This is a genomic window from Streptomyces viridosporus, from assembly GCF_002078235.1.
Lineage (GTDB): Bacteria > Actinomycetota > Actinomycetes > Streptomycetales > Streptomycetaceae > Streptomyces > Streptomyces viridosporus.
Map to the genome: position 1 here is coordinate 1 of NZ_MSGP01000159.1, position 17,958 is coordinate 17,958.

General features: G+C 69.6%; 13 protein-coding genes and 3 pseudogenes. 6 read left to right on the plus strand and 10 right to left on the minus strand.

Features of this window, described 5'->3' with window-relative positions; all coding sequences use genetic code 11:
- Positions 1 to 465: 465 nt before the first annotated feature.
- From B7L92_RS12320 to B7L92_RS41370, 5 genes and pseudogenes are all read right to left on the minus strand, one after another.
- Entirely contained in the window at positions 466 to 1,176 is a 711-nt protein-coding gene (locus tag B7L92_RS12320; protein WP_170102203.1) for a 2-phosphosulfolactate phosphatase, read from the minus strand.
- Between the two features lie 385 nt (positions 1,177 to 1,561).
- Positions 1,562 to 1,993, minus strand: coding sequence for an ankyrin repeat domain-containing protein (locus B7L92_RS12325; RefSeq protein WP_081237465.1), 432 nt, complete (start codon positions 1,991 to 1,993; stop codon positions 1,562 to 1,564).
- Positions 1,994 to 2,064: 71 nt separating this feature from the next.
- Entirely contained in the window at positions 2,065 to 2,589 is a 525-nt protein-coding gene (locus B7L92_RS12330) for a DUF6584 family protein (RefSeq protein WP_081237466.1), read from the minus strand.
- A gap of 373 nt (positions 2,590 to 2,962) precedes the next feature.
- Positions 2,963 to 4,066, minus strand: coding sequence for a PP2C family protein-serine/threonine phosphatase (locus B7L92_RS12335; protein WP_255310897.1), 1,104 nt, complete (start codon positions 4,064 to 4,066; stop codon positions 2,963 to 2,965).
- 168 nt (positions 4,067 to 4,234) lie between these two features.
- Positions 4,235 to 4,402 (minus strand): annotated as a pseudogene (locus tag B7L92_RS41370) (IS5/IS1182 family transposase); the annotation flags it as partial.
- A 507-nt stretch (positions 4,403 to 4,909) separates the two neighbouring features.
- Between B7L92_RS41370 and B7L92_RS12345 the strand changes: the two are divergent.
- Positions 4,910 to 5,899 carry an aldo/keto reductase gene (locus B7L92_RS12345; RefSeq protein WP_081237468.1) on the plus strand — a complete coding sequence of 330 codons (990 nt, stop codon included), beginning with the start codon at positions 4,910 to 4,912 and terminating at the stop codon, positions 5,897 to 5,899.
- A gap of 588 nt (positions 5,900 to 6,487) precedes the next feature.
- Entirely contained in the window at positions 6,488 to 7,129 is a 642-nt protein-coding gene (locus B7L92_RS12350; protein ID WP_081237469.1) for an NADPH-dependent F420 reductase, read from the plus strand.
- A 978-nt stretch (positions 7,130 to 8,107) separates the two neighbouring features.
- On the opposite strand, the pseudogene B7L92_RS12360 reads toward B7L92_RS12350, so the two are convergent.
- Positions 8,108 to 8,329 (minus strand): annotated as a pseudogene (locus B7L92_RS12360) (hypothetical protein); the annotation flags it as partial.
- Between the two features lie 223 nt (positions 8,330 to 8,552).
- Between B7L92_RS12360 and B7L92_RS12365 the strand changes: the two are divergent.
- Positions 8,553 to 9,068: a hypothetical protein gene (locus B7L92_RS12365; protein ID WP_255310898.1), complete on the plus strand. Its 516-nt coding sequence runs from the start codon at positions 8,553 to 8,555 to the stop codon at positions 9,066 to 9,068.
- A gap of 185 nt (positions 9,069 to 9,253) precedes the next feature.
- Here B7L92_RS12365 and B7L92_RS12370 read toward each other — a convergent pair.
- Positions 9,254 to 9,651 (minus strand): annotated as a pseudogene (locus tag B7L92_RS12370) (helix-turn-helix domain-containing protein); the annotation flags it as partial.
- A 1,358-nt stretch (positions 9,652 to 11,009) separates the two neighbouring features.
- Here B7L92_RS12370 and B7L92_RS12390 point away from each other — a divergent pair.
- Positions 11,010 to 11,300, plus strand: a complete 291-nt coding sequence (locus tag B7L92_RS12390) for a hypothetical protein (RefSeq protein WP_255310899.1) — start codon at positions 11,010 to 11,012, stop codon at positions 11,298 to 11,300.
- A 224-nt stretch (positions 11,301 to 11,524) separates the two neighbouring features.
- Here the strand turns inward: B7L92_RS12390 and B7L92_RS12395 are convergent, their stop codons facing one another.
- Positions 11,525 to 12,742 carry an MFS transporter gene (locus tag B7L92_RS12395; RefSeq protein ID WP_081237474.1) on the minus strand — a complete coding sequence of 406 codons (1,218 nt, stop codon included), beginning with the start codon at positions 12,740 to 12,742 and terminating at the stop codon, positions 11,525 to 11,527.
- A gap of 441 nt (positions 12,743 to 13,183) precedes the next feature.
- Positions 13,184 to 14,365, minus strand: a complete 1,182-nt coding sequence (locus tag B7L92_RS12400) for a pyridoxal phosphate-dependent aminotransferase (protein ID WP_255310900.1) — start codon at positions 14,363 to 14,365, stop codon at positions 13,184 to 13,186.
- On the opposite strand from B7L92_RS12400, the gene B7L92_RS12405 reads away from it, so the two are divergent.
- Together B7L92_RS12405 and B7L92_RS12410 are read left to right on the plus strand one after the other, a co-directional pair.
- Complete coding sequence (locus B7L92_RS12405; RefSeq protein ID WP_081237475.1) at positions 14,364 to 14,753, plus strand: VOC family protein; 390 nt, start codon at positions 14,364 to 14,366, stop codon at positions 14,751 to 14,753. The genes B7L92_RS12400 and B7L92_RS12405 overlap by 2 nt on opposite strands.
- Positions 14,754 to 14,933: 180 nt before the next feature.
- Positions 14,934 to 15,398 (plus strand): hypothetical protein, encoded by a 465-nt coding sequence (locus B7L92_RS12410; protein WP_081237476.1) that lies wholly within the window; start codon positions 14,934 to 14,936, stop codon positions 15,396 to 15,398.
- Between the two features lie 153 nt (positions 15,399 to 15,551).
- On the opposite strand, the gene B7L92_RS12415 is transcribed toward B7L92_RS12410, so the two are convergent.
- Positions 15,552 to 17,276 (minus strand): VanW family protein, encoded by a 1,725-nt coding sequence (locus B7L92_RS12415; RefSeq protein ID WP_081237477.1) that lies wholly within the window; start codon positions 17,274 to 17,276, stop codon positions 15,552 to 15,554.
- Positions 17,277 to 17,958: the final 682 nt, after the last annotated feature.

Genomic DNA, 17,958 nt, shown 5'->3' on the forward strand with positions numbered 1-17,958 from the left:
CGCACCGGACACCCCCGGCCCGAACTGACCGGGCGAGCGCCGTGACCACCCCTGCTCCACCCGATGGCCCGCCACAAGCCGCGCAAGGAATCCCGGCCCCCCGGGCCGTCACGAATGTTCCCCCTGCTGGATCCATGGCGTGGGGGCATCGGCGCCGGAGACAGCGAGGACCGCTGGTCAGGGGCATGGCCACCGGCTTGTTCGCGGACCGATGCGAACACGGCGGTCAACGTCACCAGGGCGGCAGGACCGACCGTGTCGGCCCGTGGAGCGCAGGGAGGACCGGGACCCGTCCCGGCGCGGTGAGTCGGGAACCCGCCCGACACCGCGGCCTTCAACGGCGCGGCAGGCGGGAATCAACCCCGTTCATGGAGGGGCGGACCCCTGCCCGGCCTCGCCCCACCACCGCTCCCGGCCGACCCCGTCTCCACCTCGCATCGGCGTGAGGCGGGAACGGCTCATCACTCACCGTGCACGGTGTACAGCGGACACCGCATCCGGTCGAGTCCGGAGCGGCCGCAGCACCGCCAGCCCCTCCTCGAGCCCGACCTTCATGGCGAAGTCGAACCGGTCCACCTCCAGACACAACCCCACATCGGCGGGGTGAGCACCGAGGCGTCGCCCGCCGCGCAGATCGTCCGCGGCTGGAGAGGTGTTGGCGCGGTGCAGATAGGGGTCGGGGTCGAGACGCTCCCCTGCCAGCAGCCGGCCCAGGTACTCGGCGCAGGCCAAGTCCTCAGCGGCACGGCCGTCCTCACCGGTGGCCACGAAGGTCACCGAGTCGGCGCGGGCATCCGTCAGGGCCCGGACCGTCGCACCGGCCACGACGAAACTGGCGCACAGTGCCCATTTCGCCTCGACGACCGCCAGGGCCCCGACCGTTCCCGCAGTGGTCTTCTGGATCACGGTGCGGTCGGCCAAGTCGGCCCCCCGGATCAGGCCAGGGGAGTTGACCAGGTCGAACCCGCTGACCGGTGCCCCGTCCTTGAGCGCGAGCCAGCCCGGGTGACACGTCTTGATCGCCAGCGCCTCGTCCTCGTCGGCAGAGAGGACGATTTTGTCCGCACCGCGGTGGAAAGCCCATGCGGCGGTGGTGAACGCCCGCATCACATCGATCACAACGGCCACCTGCTCGGTGCCGTCCACCTCGGGTATTCCGACTACGCGCGAGTCCATGCCGGGATGGTCGCAGCCCACTGAAGCGGTCCACAAGGCACCTTGACGGTCTCTCGGCGACCCGGGATCCGCTGGGCTGCTACCTCATGGGCACGCGCTCGAGTGTCGGGCGGACCAGCGGAAAGACCAACGGCTCCTCGCCTGTGGTGTCCCAGACCATCAGCAAGTGGGAAAGAGCTCCGTCTACCAGCTGTCCCTCGTCCACACCGGCGGACGGCTTGGCCTGATGCCTTGGGGCAGCAGCGGCTCCAGTCGGGCCTCCTGACTACCCGTGAGGACACCACGACCCACAGGACGTGACCATCCACGGCCAAGATGCGCTTTCGCCGCAGGCCTTGGAGCATGTGCCGAAAGCGGATCACGGGACCTGGCACTACGAGAGGGGTCATGTGGCTCGGTTGTGTGGTCGGGCGCCTGCGGCGAGAAGCATGGCGATCGTTTCGGGGTAAGGCCCGGTCATCGCCCATTCAAGTGGGGAACGGCCCATGCCGTGGTCTTCGCGGAGATCGGGGTCGGCGCCGTGGGTGAGGAGTGCACGCACCGTCTCGGTATGGCCCCAACACGCGGCCGCGCACAGGGGTGTGCCTTCCGCACCGCGTCCGCTCTCGGTGTTGGGCAAGGCTCCGGCTTCCAGGAGACACAGGACGTTGTCGGTGGCTCCGTTGACCGATGCCGCGTAGAGAGGCGTGGTGCCCTCGGCGTTGCTTGCCTCCGGGCGGGCCCCGGCTCGTAGCAGAGCGTCGACATGGGCGCTGTCGCCGAACGTCGCCGCCTCGACGAGACGCTTTGACAGTTTCTTCCGCCGTCGTCTGTTCACGATCGCTCAGGCTGGCCAGGAGGTGAGTGAAACGTCTGGTCAAGGCCACCCCCTGACGCCGCCTCCGCCCGTTACGGCCAGAGCCAACGGGCGAAAGTGATGAAGCCGACCACCCAGATGGCGAAGAACCCCAGCACCATCACAGCCACGGCGGCACCGGCGAGACGATCGGCGACCGAGTTCCTGTCGTCCTCCGGTTCATCGTTGCGATCGAGGGGGATCGCGGCCCAGGCGACGGGCCGGCCGACGTGGTCCGAGCCTGCTTCTTGTACGGCCGCCAGCTGTTGGGCTGCGAATGCGGTACCGGCCAGGGACTCGGGCCCGCGCCAGGCCAGTGCCCGCATCCGCCGCAGCGGCGTGGAGTATCGCTCCTCGAAGGCGTACGTCTCCGCGGGGTCCCGATCCGCTTCGAGGTACATCCACCGGCCGGCTTCCGCGGGCTCGCCGTACAGCCGGTAGACCTCGCCCAGACGGCGCCTCAACGACAGGTCCTGGGGAAAGGAGGCCACCAGGCCGCGCAGACGCTGCCGCGCCATGGGTATCCGCCCCGCAGCGAGGTCTGCCTCCACGCGCGCGAGGGTGTCCATGAGAGTCATGGCTGCATGATCCCTCACGGAACGTTCCAGCCATCCCCGATGCACGAACCGGCGCCTTCCAGGAGCAGTTCCGCCAGCGTCGTTCGATCGGGTGACAGGTTTATCGCTCCACAAAATCGCCGAGCAAGACCACTCGACGCGACTTGTTTTCACAAAGCTACAAGCGGCTCCCGGTCTCGTTGCCCGGACGGCCTTTCATTCACCCCGACGGAAACAGGGTGATCCATGCACGACCCGCGCCGTGCCCTTCCCTCGCTGGATGCGCGAGCCTCGTGGGACAGCCGCTCGGAGGGGCGAGCATGGCCGTGTTTCCGCAGGTCGCGGGGTGCGGTCCCGGAACTCCGAGGATTGCGCAGCGGAGTCGTGAGCTCTTTCAAACGCGCCGGCTGTCGTCTGCTTCCGCCCGGTGGGCGGTCGGGGCCTTGCCGGGGTCGTCGTTCGCGTCGTGGGGCAGGCCGATGGCGAGGAGCGCGATGTCGTCGTCGAGGTGCCCTGCGGCGTACCGGTACAGGTCGGCGAGCAGGATGTCCAGCACGCGGTCCGGGTCCGGTGGGAGGGGGCAGGACAGCCGCGGGGCCGGGTCGTAGAAGACCCCCCGGTGGTCGCGGGCCTCGACGACACCATCGGTGAACAGCACCAGGACCGCGCCCTCGGGCAGGGCGTACCGGTCCACCGGGACGTCCGGGCCACCGAGGTCGGCCAGGCCCAGCGGCAGCGAGGGCACACCCGGCTCCAGTGGGCGGGCCCGGCCACGGTGGAGCAGCAGTGGCGCCGGGTGCCCCCGATTGGCCACGTGCAGGGTCGAGCCGTCGGTGGAGAGTTCGGCGATGACGGCGGTGACGAACCTCTCGGCTTCCCGTCCGTTCCCGGCGGCGTTGGTCTCATGGATCCGCTCCTCCAGGCAGCGGACCACACCGGGCAGGTCCGGGATGCGGAGGGTGGCCTCGTGGAAGGTGCCGAGCAGCGCGTTGACGGTTCGGACCGCGCCCAGCCCCTTGCCCAGGACGTCGGCGATCATCAGCCGGATGCCGTAGGGAGTGGAGTGGATCGCGTACAGGTCGCCCCCGATGGCGGCCTCCCGCGCGGCGGCCTCGTAGCGGGCGGCCACAGCCAGGGGCCCGATGCACCCGGGCGGGGAAGGGAGCACGGCGCGCTGGACGGCTTCGGCGACCTCACGGGCGGTCTTCAGCTGCTGCCGCTCACGGGCCAGCAGCCGGTTGACGACCCCGGCCAGGAAGGTCAGGGTGACGAAGGTGGAGAACGGGAAGACGTCGTCGATGCTGAACGGCGTCCGGCCTTTCACCAGGGGCAGGACCACCGCGGCGAGGAGTGCCGCCCCTCCGGTGGCGATCGTCCCGGCCAGGGAGAGCCAGGGCGCGACCAGCACGGGAGCGGCCGCCAACAGGATGAACACCCTCACACCTCGCGGGATGAGGAGGTCGAGGATGAATACGCCGAGGATCAGCGCGGCGGGCACCCATCGGAACCACCGTCTCTCGCGGGGCGGTGACGCGCGGGTGGGTCCCATTCTCCTGCGCTCCGGGGTGTTCCTGGACAGAATCCGGGTTTCAGTCTCTGCCGCATCCCCGACCACGGCGACCGGAGCACCACAGTCGGGCGGAGCCCTCGACGATCAGCTTGTCCTTCAGACCGTGTCCCAGGTGGTGAGGCGGACGAGCCGCCTGTAGCAGCACAGGGCAGCGCCGAGGCCGAGAAACGTCAGGTGATTGCGGGGTGCGCTCGTAGCGGGGCTGAGCCTGCGGTAGCCGGACAGCCGGGAGACGGCCCGCTCGATGACCCGGCGGTGTCGTCCTTACGAGCTTGTGCGTGACGAGCTTGTGCGCGGTTGGCGGTGAGACGTCGAGCTCTCGGTCGTCGATCATGGTCGGGTGGCGGGGAACGCGTCTCGTGCAGCGATCACCAGTGACCGGAGGATCACGGGCCTGCCGGCCGATGTGATCGCTGAACTCGTCGCCCAGGTGGGCCGGTTGTGACACAGACAGCACCAGGTCGGGCTTGTGTCCCGGTCCCGGAAGCGGGCCGTGGGCGCCGGCGGGAAGACGGACCTCATCCGTCGGAGCTGTGCGACCAGTCGGTGGTCACGCAGAACGACCTGTTCGAGCCGCCGGAGCGCCTGAACGGTTGGCTTGCGCTGGAGTGCGCTCCCGGTCGTAGCGGCGCAGACACCGCGGCGCACGGAGCCCGTGTCGCCCGGTGACTCCCACGGGATGCCGAGCGGGGGAATCCGTCGCTAGATGGATGAGGGGCTTCGTGCCGTCCGAACGATGAACGAGTGTGCAGGGAAAGGCTGGGACACGGTATGCAGAAGCGCAGTCTGCGAGACCTCCAGGTATCGGCCATCGGCCTGGGGTGCATGGGCATGTCCGCCTTCTACGGCTCCACCGATCAAGAGGAGGGGGTCGCGACCATCCGGCATGCCCTCGACCTCGGGGTGAACTTTCTCGACACCGCGCAGATGTACGGGCCGCTCACCAACGAGTCGCTCGTCGGCGAGGCGATCCGCGGGCACCGTGACAAGTACGTGATCGCGACGAAGTTCAACTACCGGATGGACGACGCCGTGCCCGGCGACATGAGCACGGTCGGCCCGCAGGACGGCTCGGCCGAGCACGTCCGGAGCTCGATCCACGGCTCCCTGGAGCGTCTGGGGACCGACCACATCGACCTGTACTACCAGCATCGGGTCGATCCGAACGTACCCATCGAGGAGACGGTCGGCGCGCTGGGCGAGCTGGTGGCCGAGGGCAAGGCGCGGTACATCGGCCTGAGCGAGGCGAGCGCGGAGACCATCCGGCGCGCCCACGCCGTGCACCCGATCACCGCGGTGCAGAGCGAGTACTCGCTGTGGTCACGGGACGTGGAGGCCGAGGTGCTGCCCGTCTGCCGGGAGCTGGGCATCGGCTTCGTGCCGTACTCGCCGCTCGGCCGCGGCTTCCTCGCCGGACGGTTCACCTCGCCGGACGAGCTGGACGCGAACGACTGGCGCCGTGAGAACCCGCGCTTTCAGGACGCCAACCTGGAGGCGAACCTGCGGCTGGCGGCAAAAGTGAAGGAGATCGCCGCCGAGAAGGACGTGACTCCGGCCCAGCTGGCCATCGCCTGGGTGCTGGCCCAGGGCGAGAACCTGGTGCCGATCCCGGGCACCAAGCGCCGCACCTACCTGGAACAGAACGCCGCCGCGGTCGACATCGCGCTGACCGAGGACGACCTGGCCCGCATCGACGCGGAACTGCCCGAGGCGGCGGGGGAGCGGTACGACGAGGCAGGAATGCGAACCATCAATCGCTAGCAGGGGACGGCAGCAGCTGCCGGATTTTGCCGTCGGCGTCCGCGGGTGCGTCTGGACCGGCGCGCCCACACGGCGGCGCCGCACGGCGGCCACGGCGTTCGACCGGCCGGCCAGCCCGAAAACCTGGCCTCGGGGTACGACCTGACCTCGGAGCAAAGGAGAACTGCGTGTCCAAGATCCCTGACGCGGTGGCGGCGATGGCCGACAGCTGCTCGACGAAGCCCTGATCGGCCTGCCGCATCCGGAACCGGACCCGACCCCGCTCGATGGCGAGCCGGCCGAGGCGGTCACCGCCGCCCGTGCTCAGGGGCGGTTACCGCGATCGGGTGAGTCGTGGGCGGACCTGATGCGCGACTGCGCCCGCCGCGGGGAACGCACCCCCGTGTCGGCCCATTTCCTGTTCGAGATGGTGACAGCCGAACTCTTCGACCTGCGTTTTCATGGCTGTACGGCGGAACCACCATGCGCTGATCGTCCCGGGCCCCCCAGGGGCGACCGCGCTGCCCCGGACAGCGGTGGGCGCTGGCACGGCCTGCTCGCCGATGTGAGGGTGAGAACGAAACACCTCACGTCAGAGGGGAACCGCAAGTGATCATCAGCATTGTCGGGGCTGGGAACATGGCCCGGGGCATCGGTACACGGGTGTTGTCGGGCGGTCACTCGCTCCGGTTGCATGATCGGAACCCGGGCAAGGCGGAAGGGCTGGCCGCTTCCCTGTCGGAGGCGGTGAGCGGGGCAGACGTCCGGGCGAGCGACGCGGAAGGCGCGGCAGCCGCGGATGTAGTGGTGCTCGCCCTTCCTTATCCCGCTGGACGCGAAGTGGCAGCCTCCCTCGGTGCCGCGCTGTCCGGCAAAGTCGTGGTGGACATCTCCAACCCCGTGGATTTCAGCACCTTCGACTCACTGGTCGTACCACCCGGCACCTCGGCGGCCGAGGAGATCGCCGCGGTCGTACCGGACGCACGCGTCGTCAAGGCATTCAACACCACCTTCGCCGGCCCGCTGGTCTCCGGCGAGGTGGCCGGTCGGCCCCTGGATGTCTTCATCGCGGGTGACGACGACGCAGCCAGGGAGACCGTGGCCTCAGTCGTCACCTCGGCAGGCCTGCGCCCCCTGGACGTCGGACCACTGCGCCGGGCACGGGAACTCGAAGCGTTCCAGTTCCTTCACATGGCCAGCCAGGAGCGGCTCGGCCTCGGCTGGTCCAGCGGCATTGCCATCCTTCCCTGACGAGTTCGTGCGTGGTCGGCGGTGAGGCGTCGGGGGTGCGGTGGGGTTCGGCGTTCGCATCTGCCGTGCCGGGACCAGGTCCCCGGTCCGCTGGTGGGACAACCGGCCGGCGGCCGGTCCGGACGGTGTCGCTTGTGTACGACGTCGTGGAGGAAACGGCCTGCCTTGAATCGTGATGGGCGTCGTGCCCGGGGCGAAGGATCTCGCCGGAGCGGTGCGTGAGCACGGACCGCTGTCACCCGCTGACATCACGCTTATCGGCGTGGCCGTCTCCCGTTCCGCAGCCGTCGGCTCAAGCGGTGGCAGCGTCGGCACCACCCCCCTCAGGCCAGGATCCGCTGTGTCGGCGGGCAGGCTCTGGCCGCCCTCGAGGGATGGCGCCGACTGCGAAAACTCCGCTGCGGCCCTCACCGCATCACCGACGTCCCTGCCGCCCACGTGCGACTCGGCGGTTCGGTTGGCGACGCGCGCCGACCGAGCCGCTCAGCACGGGCGGTCGGCGCCTTCATGTCCACCGGCTGGGAGCCGGGGGAGGCGGCGTTGGGCCGGGTCTCCGTGAGGTGGATGTCGATGTAGCGGGTGAGGGTCAGCGCGTCCTGGGGGTCGTCGGCCTGGAAGGTGACGCGGCGCAGCGGGCCGGCCCCGTCGAGTCGACGCCCCGGCGGTTGAGGAACCAGCTGAGCACCTGGTGACAGTGCCCGTACCAACCGCTGCCGCAACCGGTGCGGTCGGTCACCTGGAGAATCAGGTCCCGGGCGGCGCACTCCCACAGAATTCGCTGGTCCTCGACATCGGTCGGGTTCAGCGGGTACGCCTCGAACCGCCTGGCGAGACTCTCCAATCACTCACGCCACTCGCCCAATGCCGCGACGACACGGGCGAGCGTTTCCCTCGGGGTGGTGATCGAGTTCTGCGGGCAGCACCAGTTCCCGAGTCGAGTTCCTCCGCGATCGTCACCATCGGTTTCGTGTCCCCCTCTTACTCTCCGGTGTCCTTGGCGGTGACCTCGCCGGTCTTGATGTAACGGGCGAGGTTGGCGACATGGCCGTCCTTGGCGAGCCGCTCGAGCACGTCCGCGCCCCACAGCACGCTCTGGGTGCCCTCGTGCTTGACCATCCCGGGCGACATCCCCAGCCGGAAGCTGCCCGGCACGGTCTTGCCGTCGGGCCCGTAGGGCAGCACGTCCAGCGGGCCGGGCCCGGTCGGACGGATCCGTCGACTGTCCGTAGAGGCGCTCTCCGCCTGCCAGGGCGGCCTCCCGTGTGAGTGCGCCCTGGTCGGTCGGGCCTCCCTGGGGCGGGTCTCCGCGCCGTAGTGTTGGACACGGATGTGTGCTGCAGGGCGATGACGAAGGCCGGGCTGTCGCAAGCGTCAGCATGTGCCGACCGGATGACGGCTTCAGGGACGGGACGGCGGGGGAATCGTGGACAGTGAGCTGAACAAGGTGGGGGCGTGGCTCGGTGTGATCACGGGTGTGATCGCCGTCCTCGCGTTCTTCGGGGTACGCGACTTCGACGAGCTGAAACAGGCAGTCAAGGACGGGGCTTCGGGTGGCTCACTGGCAGACCCGTGCAAGGCGGTGCCCGCCGACTACGTGACCAGCCTCGGGATGACGGCTGAGCCGGTGTACGCGGGCGCCGAATTCTCCAAGGACGACCCGGAGAACGGTGCCTGGTGGACATGTTTCTGGAGGAGCGAGGACAACAACACCAGACTTTCCATCGGCTACTCGCAGGACCAGGAGCACGTCTCGGGGGTACAGATGGGACCGCTGGACGGCATTCCCGACGGGATGATTGGGCGTCAGTACGCCACCATCGCCACGTCCTGCTTCGCCGACTGGCCCACCTCCTTCGGACAGGGCACGGTCTATTTCAGTGGCACCTGCCCCCAGACCAGGCTGATCGCCGTGAAGGCATACGAGAACCTCTCCCGCTGAGCTTGGTGTTCAACCGCCCCGGACTCGTGGGTCGGCGGCCGGCTCACGGCCGGTGACGCCGACTGAGGCCTGTACGTCCCTGTGCACCGCGATGGTCGACCGGCATCGCCCTGGTGGAGGCCCGGGTCACCCGAGCCTGCCAGGGGATGAGGCGGGGGGCCACAGCACAAGCGCACAGCCAGTCACCTTGCAACACTCCGTTCGGCCGGTGCCCGTGCCGCCGACAGCGCCCGGTTCATCGTGCGCTCAGGGTCTGTCACCACCTGCACGTTCACGCCGTGGCGGTGATGGTGGGAGTAGTCGGCCCGGCTGTGGCCGACCCGGTCGCACTCCGCGAAGGTGCCGTCCAGCAGGACGTAGTCGGGGCCGGTCTCGCGCAGGACACGCGGCAGCCGGGCGCGCGGTCGGCGAGCAGGTTGATGACGGTTGTGGTGCAGCCGTGGGCGGTGCCGATGGAGACACCGAAGCCGGCCGAGATGCGAGGGAGGGTGTCATGGCGGCACAGGTACACCAGAGCAACGAGCACGCGCTGGTGCGGTGGGAGTTTGCAGCGTCGGCCACCCTCACGGGTGACAACGAGCATCGTGACCCACTCCGCCAGTCCGCGCGGGAGGTCGAGTGCGGCAGGACAGACACCCCAGGCGACTAACTCGTCACGGTCTATGCCTTCAACGTTGACGACGGTGTCGCGTGGGCCAACTACTACCCGACCTTCCCGCTGCTCGAGGCCCGGACCAACGGTGAGATCCGACTACGGAAGACCCCTGTGGTCGCTCCTGCGGGCATGGCCGTGCACGGAGAGCAGGTCATCATGCTGGGTGGCTGCCGACAACCAGATCGCCTGCATCGTTGCCGTATGACAGAGGACGAGGCCCTGCTGGTCGAGGAAGCCTGTCTCACCCTCCCCAACGGCGCACCCCTCAAGCGGTACGCGCGCCCTGTCGGACGAGGTCGGCACTTGTACCTGCGTGGTACATCGCCCAGACAGTGGTACGTGATGGGTATCTGAGCCCCCTCAAGTGCTTCTGGGTTTCGGGACACCGGCACGATGTGACGCAGCACCTTGGTGCTCCCCAAGTCGCAGGCCAATGCTCGGCGGTTGACTTCGAGGTTCGTCAGGACGATTCGTTAAGACGAGCGGGGCCCGCAGAAGGTGAGTGGCGGGGGCGGGCGATGTTCATGACTTGCCGGCGCACGTCGTCAGACGGCAGGAGCTCCCGCTCCACGCAGCCCACGCGGCCGACCTCACCCGCCTCTTCGAGAACGTCGCCGGCACCATCGGTGCCCGCCGTACTCCTGGGGAAGGGCGCTGCTTCCCCTGCGACGGAACCGGGCTCGCCCACCCCCTGGGGGAGCCGGCAACCGGGCAAGCCTGAGCGGTTCGCAACGCCGCGCCCCAGGCCGCCGTCTGGGCGGCGCGGGCATGGTAAGCGGAAGGAACCTGGAGGCTTGTGCGGACGCTGCCGCCGGTGCGGGCACAGCGCCGCGGCGGAGAGTGCCGGCCTTTCTCCACCGCGCGCAGCTGCTCACAGTCGGCCACGGAGTGCGCGGCGACCACCACGTCGACGGACGCCGCGGTGCAAAGCGCGACGTCGACGGCTCCGGCACAGCTCGTGCCGGAGCGGAACTCGATCGACCGCGGCGAGCGGATCAGGCGGCCTCCGGTGTGACCATTGCACCCGCACGAGCGGCGCACTGGCGAAACGCTTGATCGCGCCCTGCCCGCACCAGCCCGAACGGGGACCGGAACCGCACCCGCACACTCCGAAGCCCCATCGGCAGGCACCCGCCGTCAACGTGGCAACGCCCCGGCACCGCAACTACCTTGAACAACAGCATCACGGGGCCGCCGGTGCTGAGCCTTCGAGCCGTGAACGCCCCGGTAATGCGGGTGAGTTGCCGATTTCACGGGCGTGCGTCCGACTGATTATGATCTTGGTCATGACTGTGCAGAACCCTGACAAAACCCCTTCCCGTAAGCAGAGACTTCAGGAGAGGCAGCGCCGTCAGTTGGCGGTGGTCGACACCGTGGACAAGGCCGAGGCCAAGGTCCGCAAGGCAGAGGCCGAACTGGCCGTGGCTGTCACCGAGGCAGTGCAGGTCTTCGGCGACGAGCAGTCCGCGTCCGAGGGACTCGACATGCCGGTCGAAGCCGTCCGGCGCTTCCTAGGCATGGGACGGGACGAAGCGGCCAAGGGCGACGACGTCGCCGAGGTCGATGGCCAATCCTGAGCTCGGCGTTGGTGGCGGCGAGGCAGGCCGGGCGCGGCAGCACGAGAGGTCGTGATGCCGTCCGCATTGACTTGCGGACGGACGATCAAGGGTTGGCGTGCGCGGCTCGCCGCTGGGCAATCAAGGCCATGACCTGCGCGGATGATGTATCGGCACCCGCAGGGTCCGGAAGGGTCCGGAGGGGGCAAAAGCCCCGTGCGCCCTGGCCGGGCAGGCCCGAGCGATCAGAGCCGGGGAGCGGTACGTCCTCGTCCTGCACGCTCGGTGAGGCCGTTTCCGGTTCTCAGGGCGCGCATGGCGAGGGCGCCGGCCAAGGGGCCGGGGGCCAGGAGGAGGAACGCGTAGCGCCAGCCGACGGCGTCGGAGAGAAGGGGGGTCAGCTGGATGCTGACGACTGTGAGGGCGAATCCGATCGCGGTCTGGGCCGTGAGGGCTGTTCCGATGTAGCGGGGGTCGGCGACTTCGCTGAGGGAGGTCGAGAACACTCCGGAGTCGGCGATCACGGCAGCGCCCCACAGGGCGCAGAACGCGATCACGAGTGCCGGTGGGGAGTGGACGAGCAGTGGTGAGAGCAGACAGCACAGACCACTGGTGAGCAGGGCTGTCATGGCGGCGGGAGGGCGGCCGAAGCGGTCGGCGCCCCAGCCGCCGAGCAGACAGCCGATCACGCCGCCGATCCCCATCGTGAGGAACACGGTGACCTCGATCGATCCGGGAAGGTGACGGGCGCTGTCCGTCGCGGCGAGGAACGCGGGGATCCATGTCCACAGGGCGTAGAGCTCCCACATGTGCCCGAAGTAACCGAGGTTGGCCGAGCGGGGGCCGCGCTGGGTGAACATGGTGAGGGCGTAGCGGGGGTTGCGGGTGGGCGCGGCCGGGGCGGCATGGGGACCGACGCGGATGAAGGCCAGCGCGATGAGAGCGGCCAGGAGCCCGGCTGCTGCCGCGACCAGAAGAACGCCCCGCCAGGGCAGTGACCCGACGCCGGCGATGAGATGCGGAAGGGTCGATCCGAGCGTCAGGGCGGCAATGAGAACCCCCATGGACTTGCCCCGTGCGGCACCGTGTGCCCAGGAAGCCATGAGTTTCATGCCGACCGGATAAACACCCGCCAGACACACGCCGGTCATGAAGCGGAGTGGAACGGCTGCGGCAAGCTGATCGACCGACACGGCCAACAGCACCGTGCACCCGGCAGCTGCGGCGGCGCCGCCGGCGAGGAGGCGCTGGGGCGGGACGCGGTCGGCGAGAGTGAGAGCGGCGGACGTGAGCGCGCCGACGACAAAGCCGAGTTGGACCGACGCGGTCAGCCATACCGCGTCGGCGGACTCGAGTCCCCACTCGCTGCGAAGCGTGGGAACCACCGCTGACATAGAGAACCAGACGGCGAGGCCGAGTACCTGTACGGCGGCGATCGCGCCGCGTTGTATATCAGCGTTCATGGTCTTCCCCGGGCCGGGGCCAGGCGTCCGGGCTGACGCTCTGGCCGGTCTTCCGGGGAAGGATCTCCCAGGTTGGCTCCAGATACGACACGCCGTCACTCATGGACGCCGGTGCCGGGCTCGAAGGTCGGGTCGAGCGCGTACCGCGCCGCCCCGAACGGCTGGAAATCGGCATCGGCAAGGACGCGGTGGAGGAATCCCGAGGTGGGCATGTCGTACCAGTGCCATGCGTCGTCCTCGGTCCGCGCGAGGACGGGGTAGTCGTCCGGCCGCTCGGCATCGGTCAGCCAGCAGTACTCGTCGAACCCCGTGCAACGACCTTTTGGCGCCGGTTTTCGTTCCGATCCAGTGGGCCCCCTTCTCCGTGGGCCGGGCCGCCGGTGGCCTTGTGTGTCGGACGCGGGCGAAGAGTGAGGCGGGGAGGCGGGGTGACCGAAAGGATCACCTGTGAGGGGGGCGGTGTCGGTCGGTGGTGAGTTCGACCAGTGCGGTACTGAGGCGTGTGAGGGCGGAGGCGATCCAGGGCAGGGTCTGTGGTTCTTCCGCGGTCAGCGTCATGTGGCGTTGCTGCGGGGTGGCGCCGTACAGGAGGCTGGTGGCGAGCCTGAGGGTCAGGGCGGTGTCGGGTTCGCCGAACGCGCTGCCGGGCAGAGTGGCGATGTCGTGCCGGTCGAGCAGGGCGGTGGCCAGGTCGGTGCCGGTGGTGATTCCCTGGGCGCGCAGAACCTCACGGGTGGGGGCGAAGTCGGGGTAGAGGTAGAAGCCGGCCCGGGGAGGGCGGCACTGTGCTCCTGCCGCGAGCAGCAGGGTGTGCACCTCGGTGGCGATGCGGGCGTGCAGACGGCGGGCGGCGGCGATGTGTGCGGTGACCTCCGGTGGGTCGCTCAGGGCGCGGGCGGCCACGGCTTGCATGGGCGCGGCCGAGCTGGACCAGATTTCGCTGGCGACCCCGGTCAGTTCCTGGTGCAGGTGCCGCCCCCAGCGGCCCGCTGGGGTGCGGGCGAAGCCGATGCGCCAACCGCCCAGGGCCAGGGACTTGCTCAGCCCGGTAGTGACGACGGTGCGTTCGCCCAGGTGCTGTACCGGGCTGCCGGTGGTGCCGCGGTGGCCCAGTTCGGCGTAGATCTCGTCGCTGATGACCGCGAGGCCGTGGCGGTCGGCGACCGCACAGACCGCACAGACCGCCTCGACCTGCTCGGCGGGGGCGACGGTGCCGGTCGGGTTGTCCGGGACGGTGAGGACCAGTACGCCCGGCCGGGCCCCGTTCGCACCGGCTTGCCGCAGGTCCTGTTCCAGCAGCTCGGGATCGGGAATCCCGCCGGCCTCAGCCGGGATGGGTACGAGGCCCTCAGCAGCCCACGCCGAGCGGGAACGAGCTCGCGCAGGGCAGTGCGAGGGCCCGGACGCCGCCCGCGCCCGCGGCGGCGCCGGTCGGCAGCAACTCCTCGAACTGCCCGCCCCGGTCGTCGCGGATGCGGCCCCCCGCAGTGAACCCTTGTCGGTAACGTCTCGTGGCAGTTCGTGACCTTCGTTCAGGTGGTGTGGCCGTGTTCGAGCTGGAGCAGGACGAGTGCGGCACGGGCCAATACTCTGAGCCCCGTCCGCGCTATCTGGGGGAGACATGACAAGCAGGTTCACCGAGTTGGTCGTTGACTGCCACGATCCGGAAAGACTCGCGGCCTTCTGGTGCGAGGTCCTGGACTTCAAGGTGATCGACCGGAGCGAGGGCGAAGTCGAGATCGGCTCCTGGGCGCCGACCGTTGAGGATGTCCGGGCCCGCCAGATGTCGCCCACCCTGCTGTTCATCCAGGTGCCCGAGGGCAAGACCGTGAAGAACCGGCTTCACCTCGACGTCAGCCCGATCGACGGCAGTACCGAGGCCGAGGTGACCAGATTGCTCGGCCTCGGCGCCACCAAGACGGATGTGGGTCAAGGCCCAGACCGGAACTGGGTGGTCATGGCGGACCCCGAGGGCAACGAGTTCTGCGTCCTTCGCACCCTGGCACCGTAGAACCGGGCCGTGAGCGGGCACCCGCACCCCGTCACTCACCGCAACCGTCACGTTGGCGAGAAAACCTCGGTGACCCTCCGCGACCGCTCCCCAAGACCTGTGCCAGAACCCGAACCCGTGCACAAAGCCGACGCGATGCGCGCCGTTTTGGTCGTAGAAGCCACGGGAACCCGGAGCGGCATGATCCGAAGCATCGCGCGTGGCTGTGCCGCAGGGGCGGCCGGCACCACCGCTCTGAACGCCGTGACCTACGCCGACATGGCACTGCGCGGCAGATCGGCCAGCAGTACGCCGGAGACCGCGGTGGACAGGATCACCACGCGCATGGGGCACCCGGTCCCGGACACGAGCGGCCGGGACAACCGGCTCACCGGCCTCGGAGCGCTGTCGGGCATCGCCGTCGGCACCGCCACGGGCGCCGCCGTGTCACTGATCCACCGGGCGGGTGTCCGGGGCCCTCTGTGGTTGGGCGGCCTGCTCACCGGCGCCCTGGCGATGGCTCTCACCAATGCACCGATGGCCCGCCTCGGCGTCAGCGATCCCCGTACGTGGTCGGTCCGCGACTGGGCCGCCGACGTCGTTCCCCACATCGCCTACGGCCTGGTCACCTATGGCGTGATCACGGCATCGGACCAGCGGTGTTGACGCCCGCGCCCGGCGCCCGGCTTGATCTTCGACCTCCGGGGTCGAACGATGCGTCGTAGACGAGGGCGGCGATGCCGTCCTGCTCGAGGTCGGCGTCGGTGAGTTTCCAGCCCCGGTCCGTCGGGCGGTCGGCGAGTTGACGGGGTCGTTTCCTCAGGGCTGACGCTTGCTCGGCGCCTCTTCGCAGGTGATCTCGTCACGCGGGGTGTAACGCGTGTGGAACGGTTCCCGCTTCACTTGTCGGCCGTCGTTGTGGAAGACCCGCTCCACGGTGACGTCGAAGCCCTCGAGCGGGGTCTGCGGCACGCACTTCTCGGCGGTGCTCACCTTCTTCGCCGGCTGCTGCACGTTGGTGCGCGGCCCCTTGACCGATGTGATCCGGTCGTACTTCTTCGTGCCGAGGAAGGTGACGGTCACCGAGGTGTCGGTGGACTCGGCCTGAAGGTAGACGGCCTTGCCGGAGTCGTTGGTGAACCTCAGGTCCAGGCTGCCCCAGGCGACCGTCGCCTCGCGGCCCTCGGGGTAGCGCTCGATGTAGAAGGAGTGGGCACCGTACTCGACGGGCTTGACGCCCGCGAAGAACATCGCGTTGAAGACGGTCGTGGCCACCGCGGAGACGCCGCCGCCGGGCGCCTTGGTGTATTGGTCGTCGAAGATCATGATGCCGTCGACGAAGCCGTTGGCCCTGGTGCGCTCGCCGACGGTCCGGTTGAAGCTCCAGGTCTCGTTCGGCATGACGACGGAGCCGTTGATGAGTTCTACGGCCCGGCCGATGTTCGTCGTGCGGTAGGCGGCCGGTTCGAAGTCGACGGTGAAGGAGGACATCTTCTCCGTCAGCCCCAAACGTGCCGCGTTCTCGCGGGTGACCTCCGGCTGGACCTGCTGCGTGGTCACCTCTCCGGTGCGGGCGGCGCCCGACTTGGTGAGCAGGGGCAGGACGGCCTTGCCCAGGGCCTTGTCGGTGACCTTCACGCCGGGTCTGGCGTCGGCGGCCACCACGACCTTGTCGCCCTCGAGCCCCAGCCGGGCGTTTCGAGGTGTGGTGGGGAGGCTGTTCAGGGCGCCGGTCACCGCGGGGGCGGCGCGCAGGGCCTTGCTGTCGAGTTCCGGTGTGAGCCTGCCGGTGTCGTCCGGCCGCAGGGTCAGGTACTCGCCCAGCACGGTCGGGGAGAGCGTGAACCGCTTGCCGTCCGCGGTGAGCGTGACCGGCGCCGACATCGCCGGCTGCGCGAACTCGCGCACCGCCCGTCGCACCTCTTCCGCCGTGACCCTCGGCCTGGTCTCGCGTGCGGGCAGCACCGTGACCGAGTCCGTCGCGCCGCGCAGGAAGGGGGCGCGCAGGGCGCCGATCGCGGCGTCCACGTCCAGCACGTACCCGGTGCGCGGGGCGACCTGCTCGACACGGCCGTCCTCGAAGGAGACGGCGCCGTCGCGGACCCCCTGGCCGAGCGTCTTCGCCAGCTCCTCGAAGGTGGCACGGGCCTTGTCCTCGTCGATGCGCACGACCGGCTCGATGTCACCGCCCGAGCGGAACAGCCCGCCGATCACGCTGACCGGATCGGCGCCGGTGGACGCCGCCCGGTCAAGGGTTTCCGGGATGTCGAAGGTGAGCCCCGCCTGCCGCGGATCGACCGCGCCCTTGCGGTCGCCGACCTGCACTGCCAGCTTCCGGGGACCGGCCGCCACCAGGTGCCGCTCCAGCTTCCGGGCGGCTTCCTCACGGGTCAGGCCCCCGATGTCCACGCCGCGCACCGTCGTACCCGCCTCGATCTCACCGCCGGTGAGCAACAGTCCGGCGAGATACAGACCGCCGATGCCGACGGTCAGCGCACCGCCCGCCAGGGCGACGGGCGGGAGGGAGGCTATTCGGGGGCGCATGGGTCTCCTGAACGATCGATGTGACGTGCGCCCGATGTCGCGGCACTGTGTGCGAGAGCAGTCGGTCAAGCTACGCACAACCGGGCACTAAAGGGTATATCCCAGGTCGCGCCGGGCGTTCCGGATCAGCGGCCCGAGTGACGAGCGCAACGGCGCCCGGCATGCTCAGTGACTGGCCTCTTCCCGTGAGCGAGCGGACACTCCGGGTCGTCAGCCCTGCTGGAGCACTCGTCCACGACCGCTCTCGTGCTCGGCCACGAAGGGAAACCCGCTCTTCTCCATCCGGGGTGCGGGCGCGGACCGGCTCGGCCGGGTGGAGACCGTGCCACTGCCCACCGTGCTCGGTCAGGTGCGGCTGCACGGCCTTGCCGACGTCCTCGTGGGTCACCTCCCCGGCCCCGGAGCCGATGTCCGCCGTCCCTTGGCCGCGGCCGGCTGCCGCGGCCGGCTACGGACCGGCCGTTGTCGCGGCTCTCGGCGAGGGCCGCGGCCGAGGCAGTGGGATGTGGAGGGGACCGCGACGCTGTCGGGACACGATGGCCCGGCCGTACGGCGAGGCCCCCGTGGCCGGACGTTCCGGGCGGCTTCTCCTCACCCGCCGACTCCACCGAGGGCCGGGCCACGCCCGCCCGGCGGCCTCGTCGGCGGCAAGGGGGCCGCTGACGAGGCATGACGGAGGGAA

Coding starts and splice junctions, on each gene's coding strand:
- B7L92_RS12320 (WP_170102203.1), bottom strand. CDS start 1,176: ATGGACTCGCGCGTAGTCGGAATACCCGAGGTGGACGGCACCGAGCAG.
- B7L92_RS12330 (WP_081237466.1), bottom strand. CDS start 2,589: ATGACTCTCATGGACACCCTCGCGCGCGTGGAGGCAGACCTCGCTGCG.
- B7L92_RS12345 (WP_081237468.1), top strand. CDS start 4,910: ATGCAGAAGCGCAGTCTGCGAGACCTCCAGGTATCGGCCATCGGCCTG.
- B7L92_RS12390 (WP_255310899.1), top strand. CDS start 11,010: ATGACTGTGCAGAACCCTGACAAAACCCCTTCCCGTAAGCAGAGACTT.
- B7L92_RS12395 (WP_081237474.1), bottom strand. CDS start 12,742: ATGAACGCTGATATACAACGCGGCGCGATCGCCGCCGTACAGGTACTC.
- B7L92_RS12405 (WP_081237475.1), top strand. CDS start 14,364: ATGACAAGCAGGTTCACCGAGTTGGTCGTTGACTGCCACGATCCGGAA.
- B7L92_RS12400 (WP_255310900.1), bottom strand. CDS start 14,365: ATGTCTCCCCCAGATAGCGCGGACGGGGCTCAGAGTATTGGCCCGTGC.
- B7L92_RS12410 (WP_081237476.1), top strand. CDS start 14,934: ATGATCCGAAGCATCGCGCGTGGCTGTGCCGCAGGGGCGGCCGGCACC.
- B7L92_RS12415 (WP_081237477.1), bottom strand. CDS start 17,276: ATGCGCCCCCGAATAGCCTCCCTCCCGCCCGTCGCCCTGGCGGGCGGT.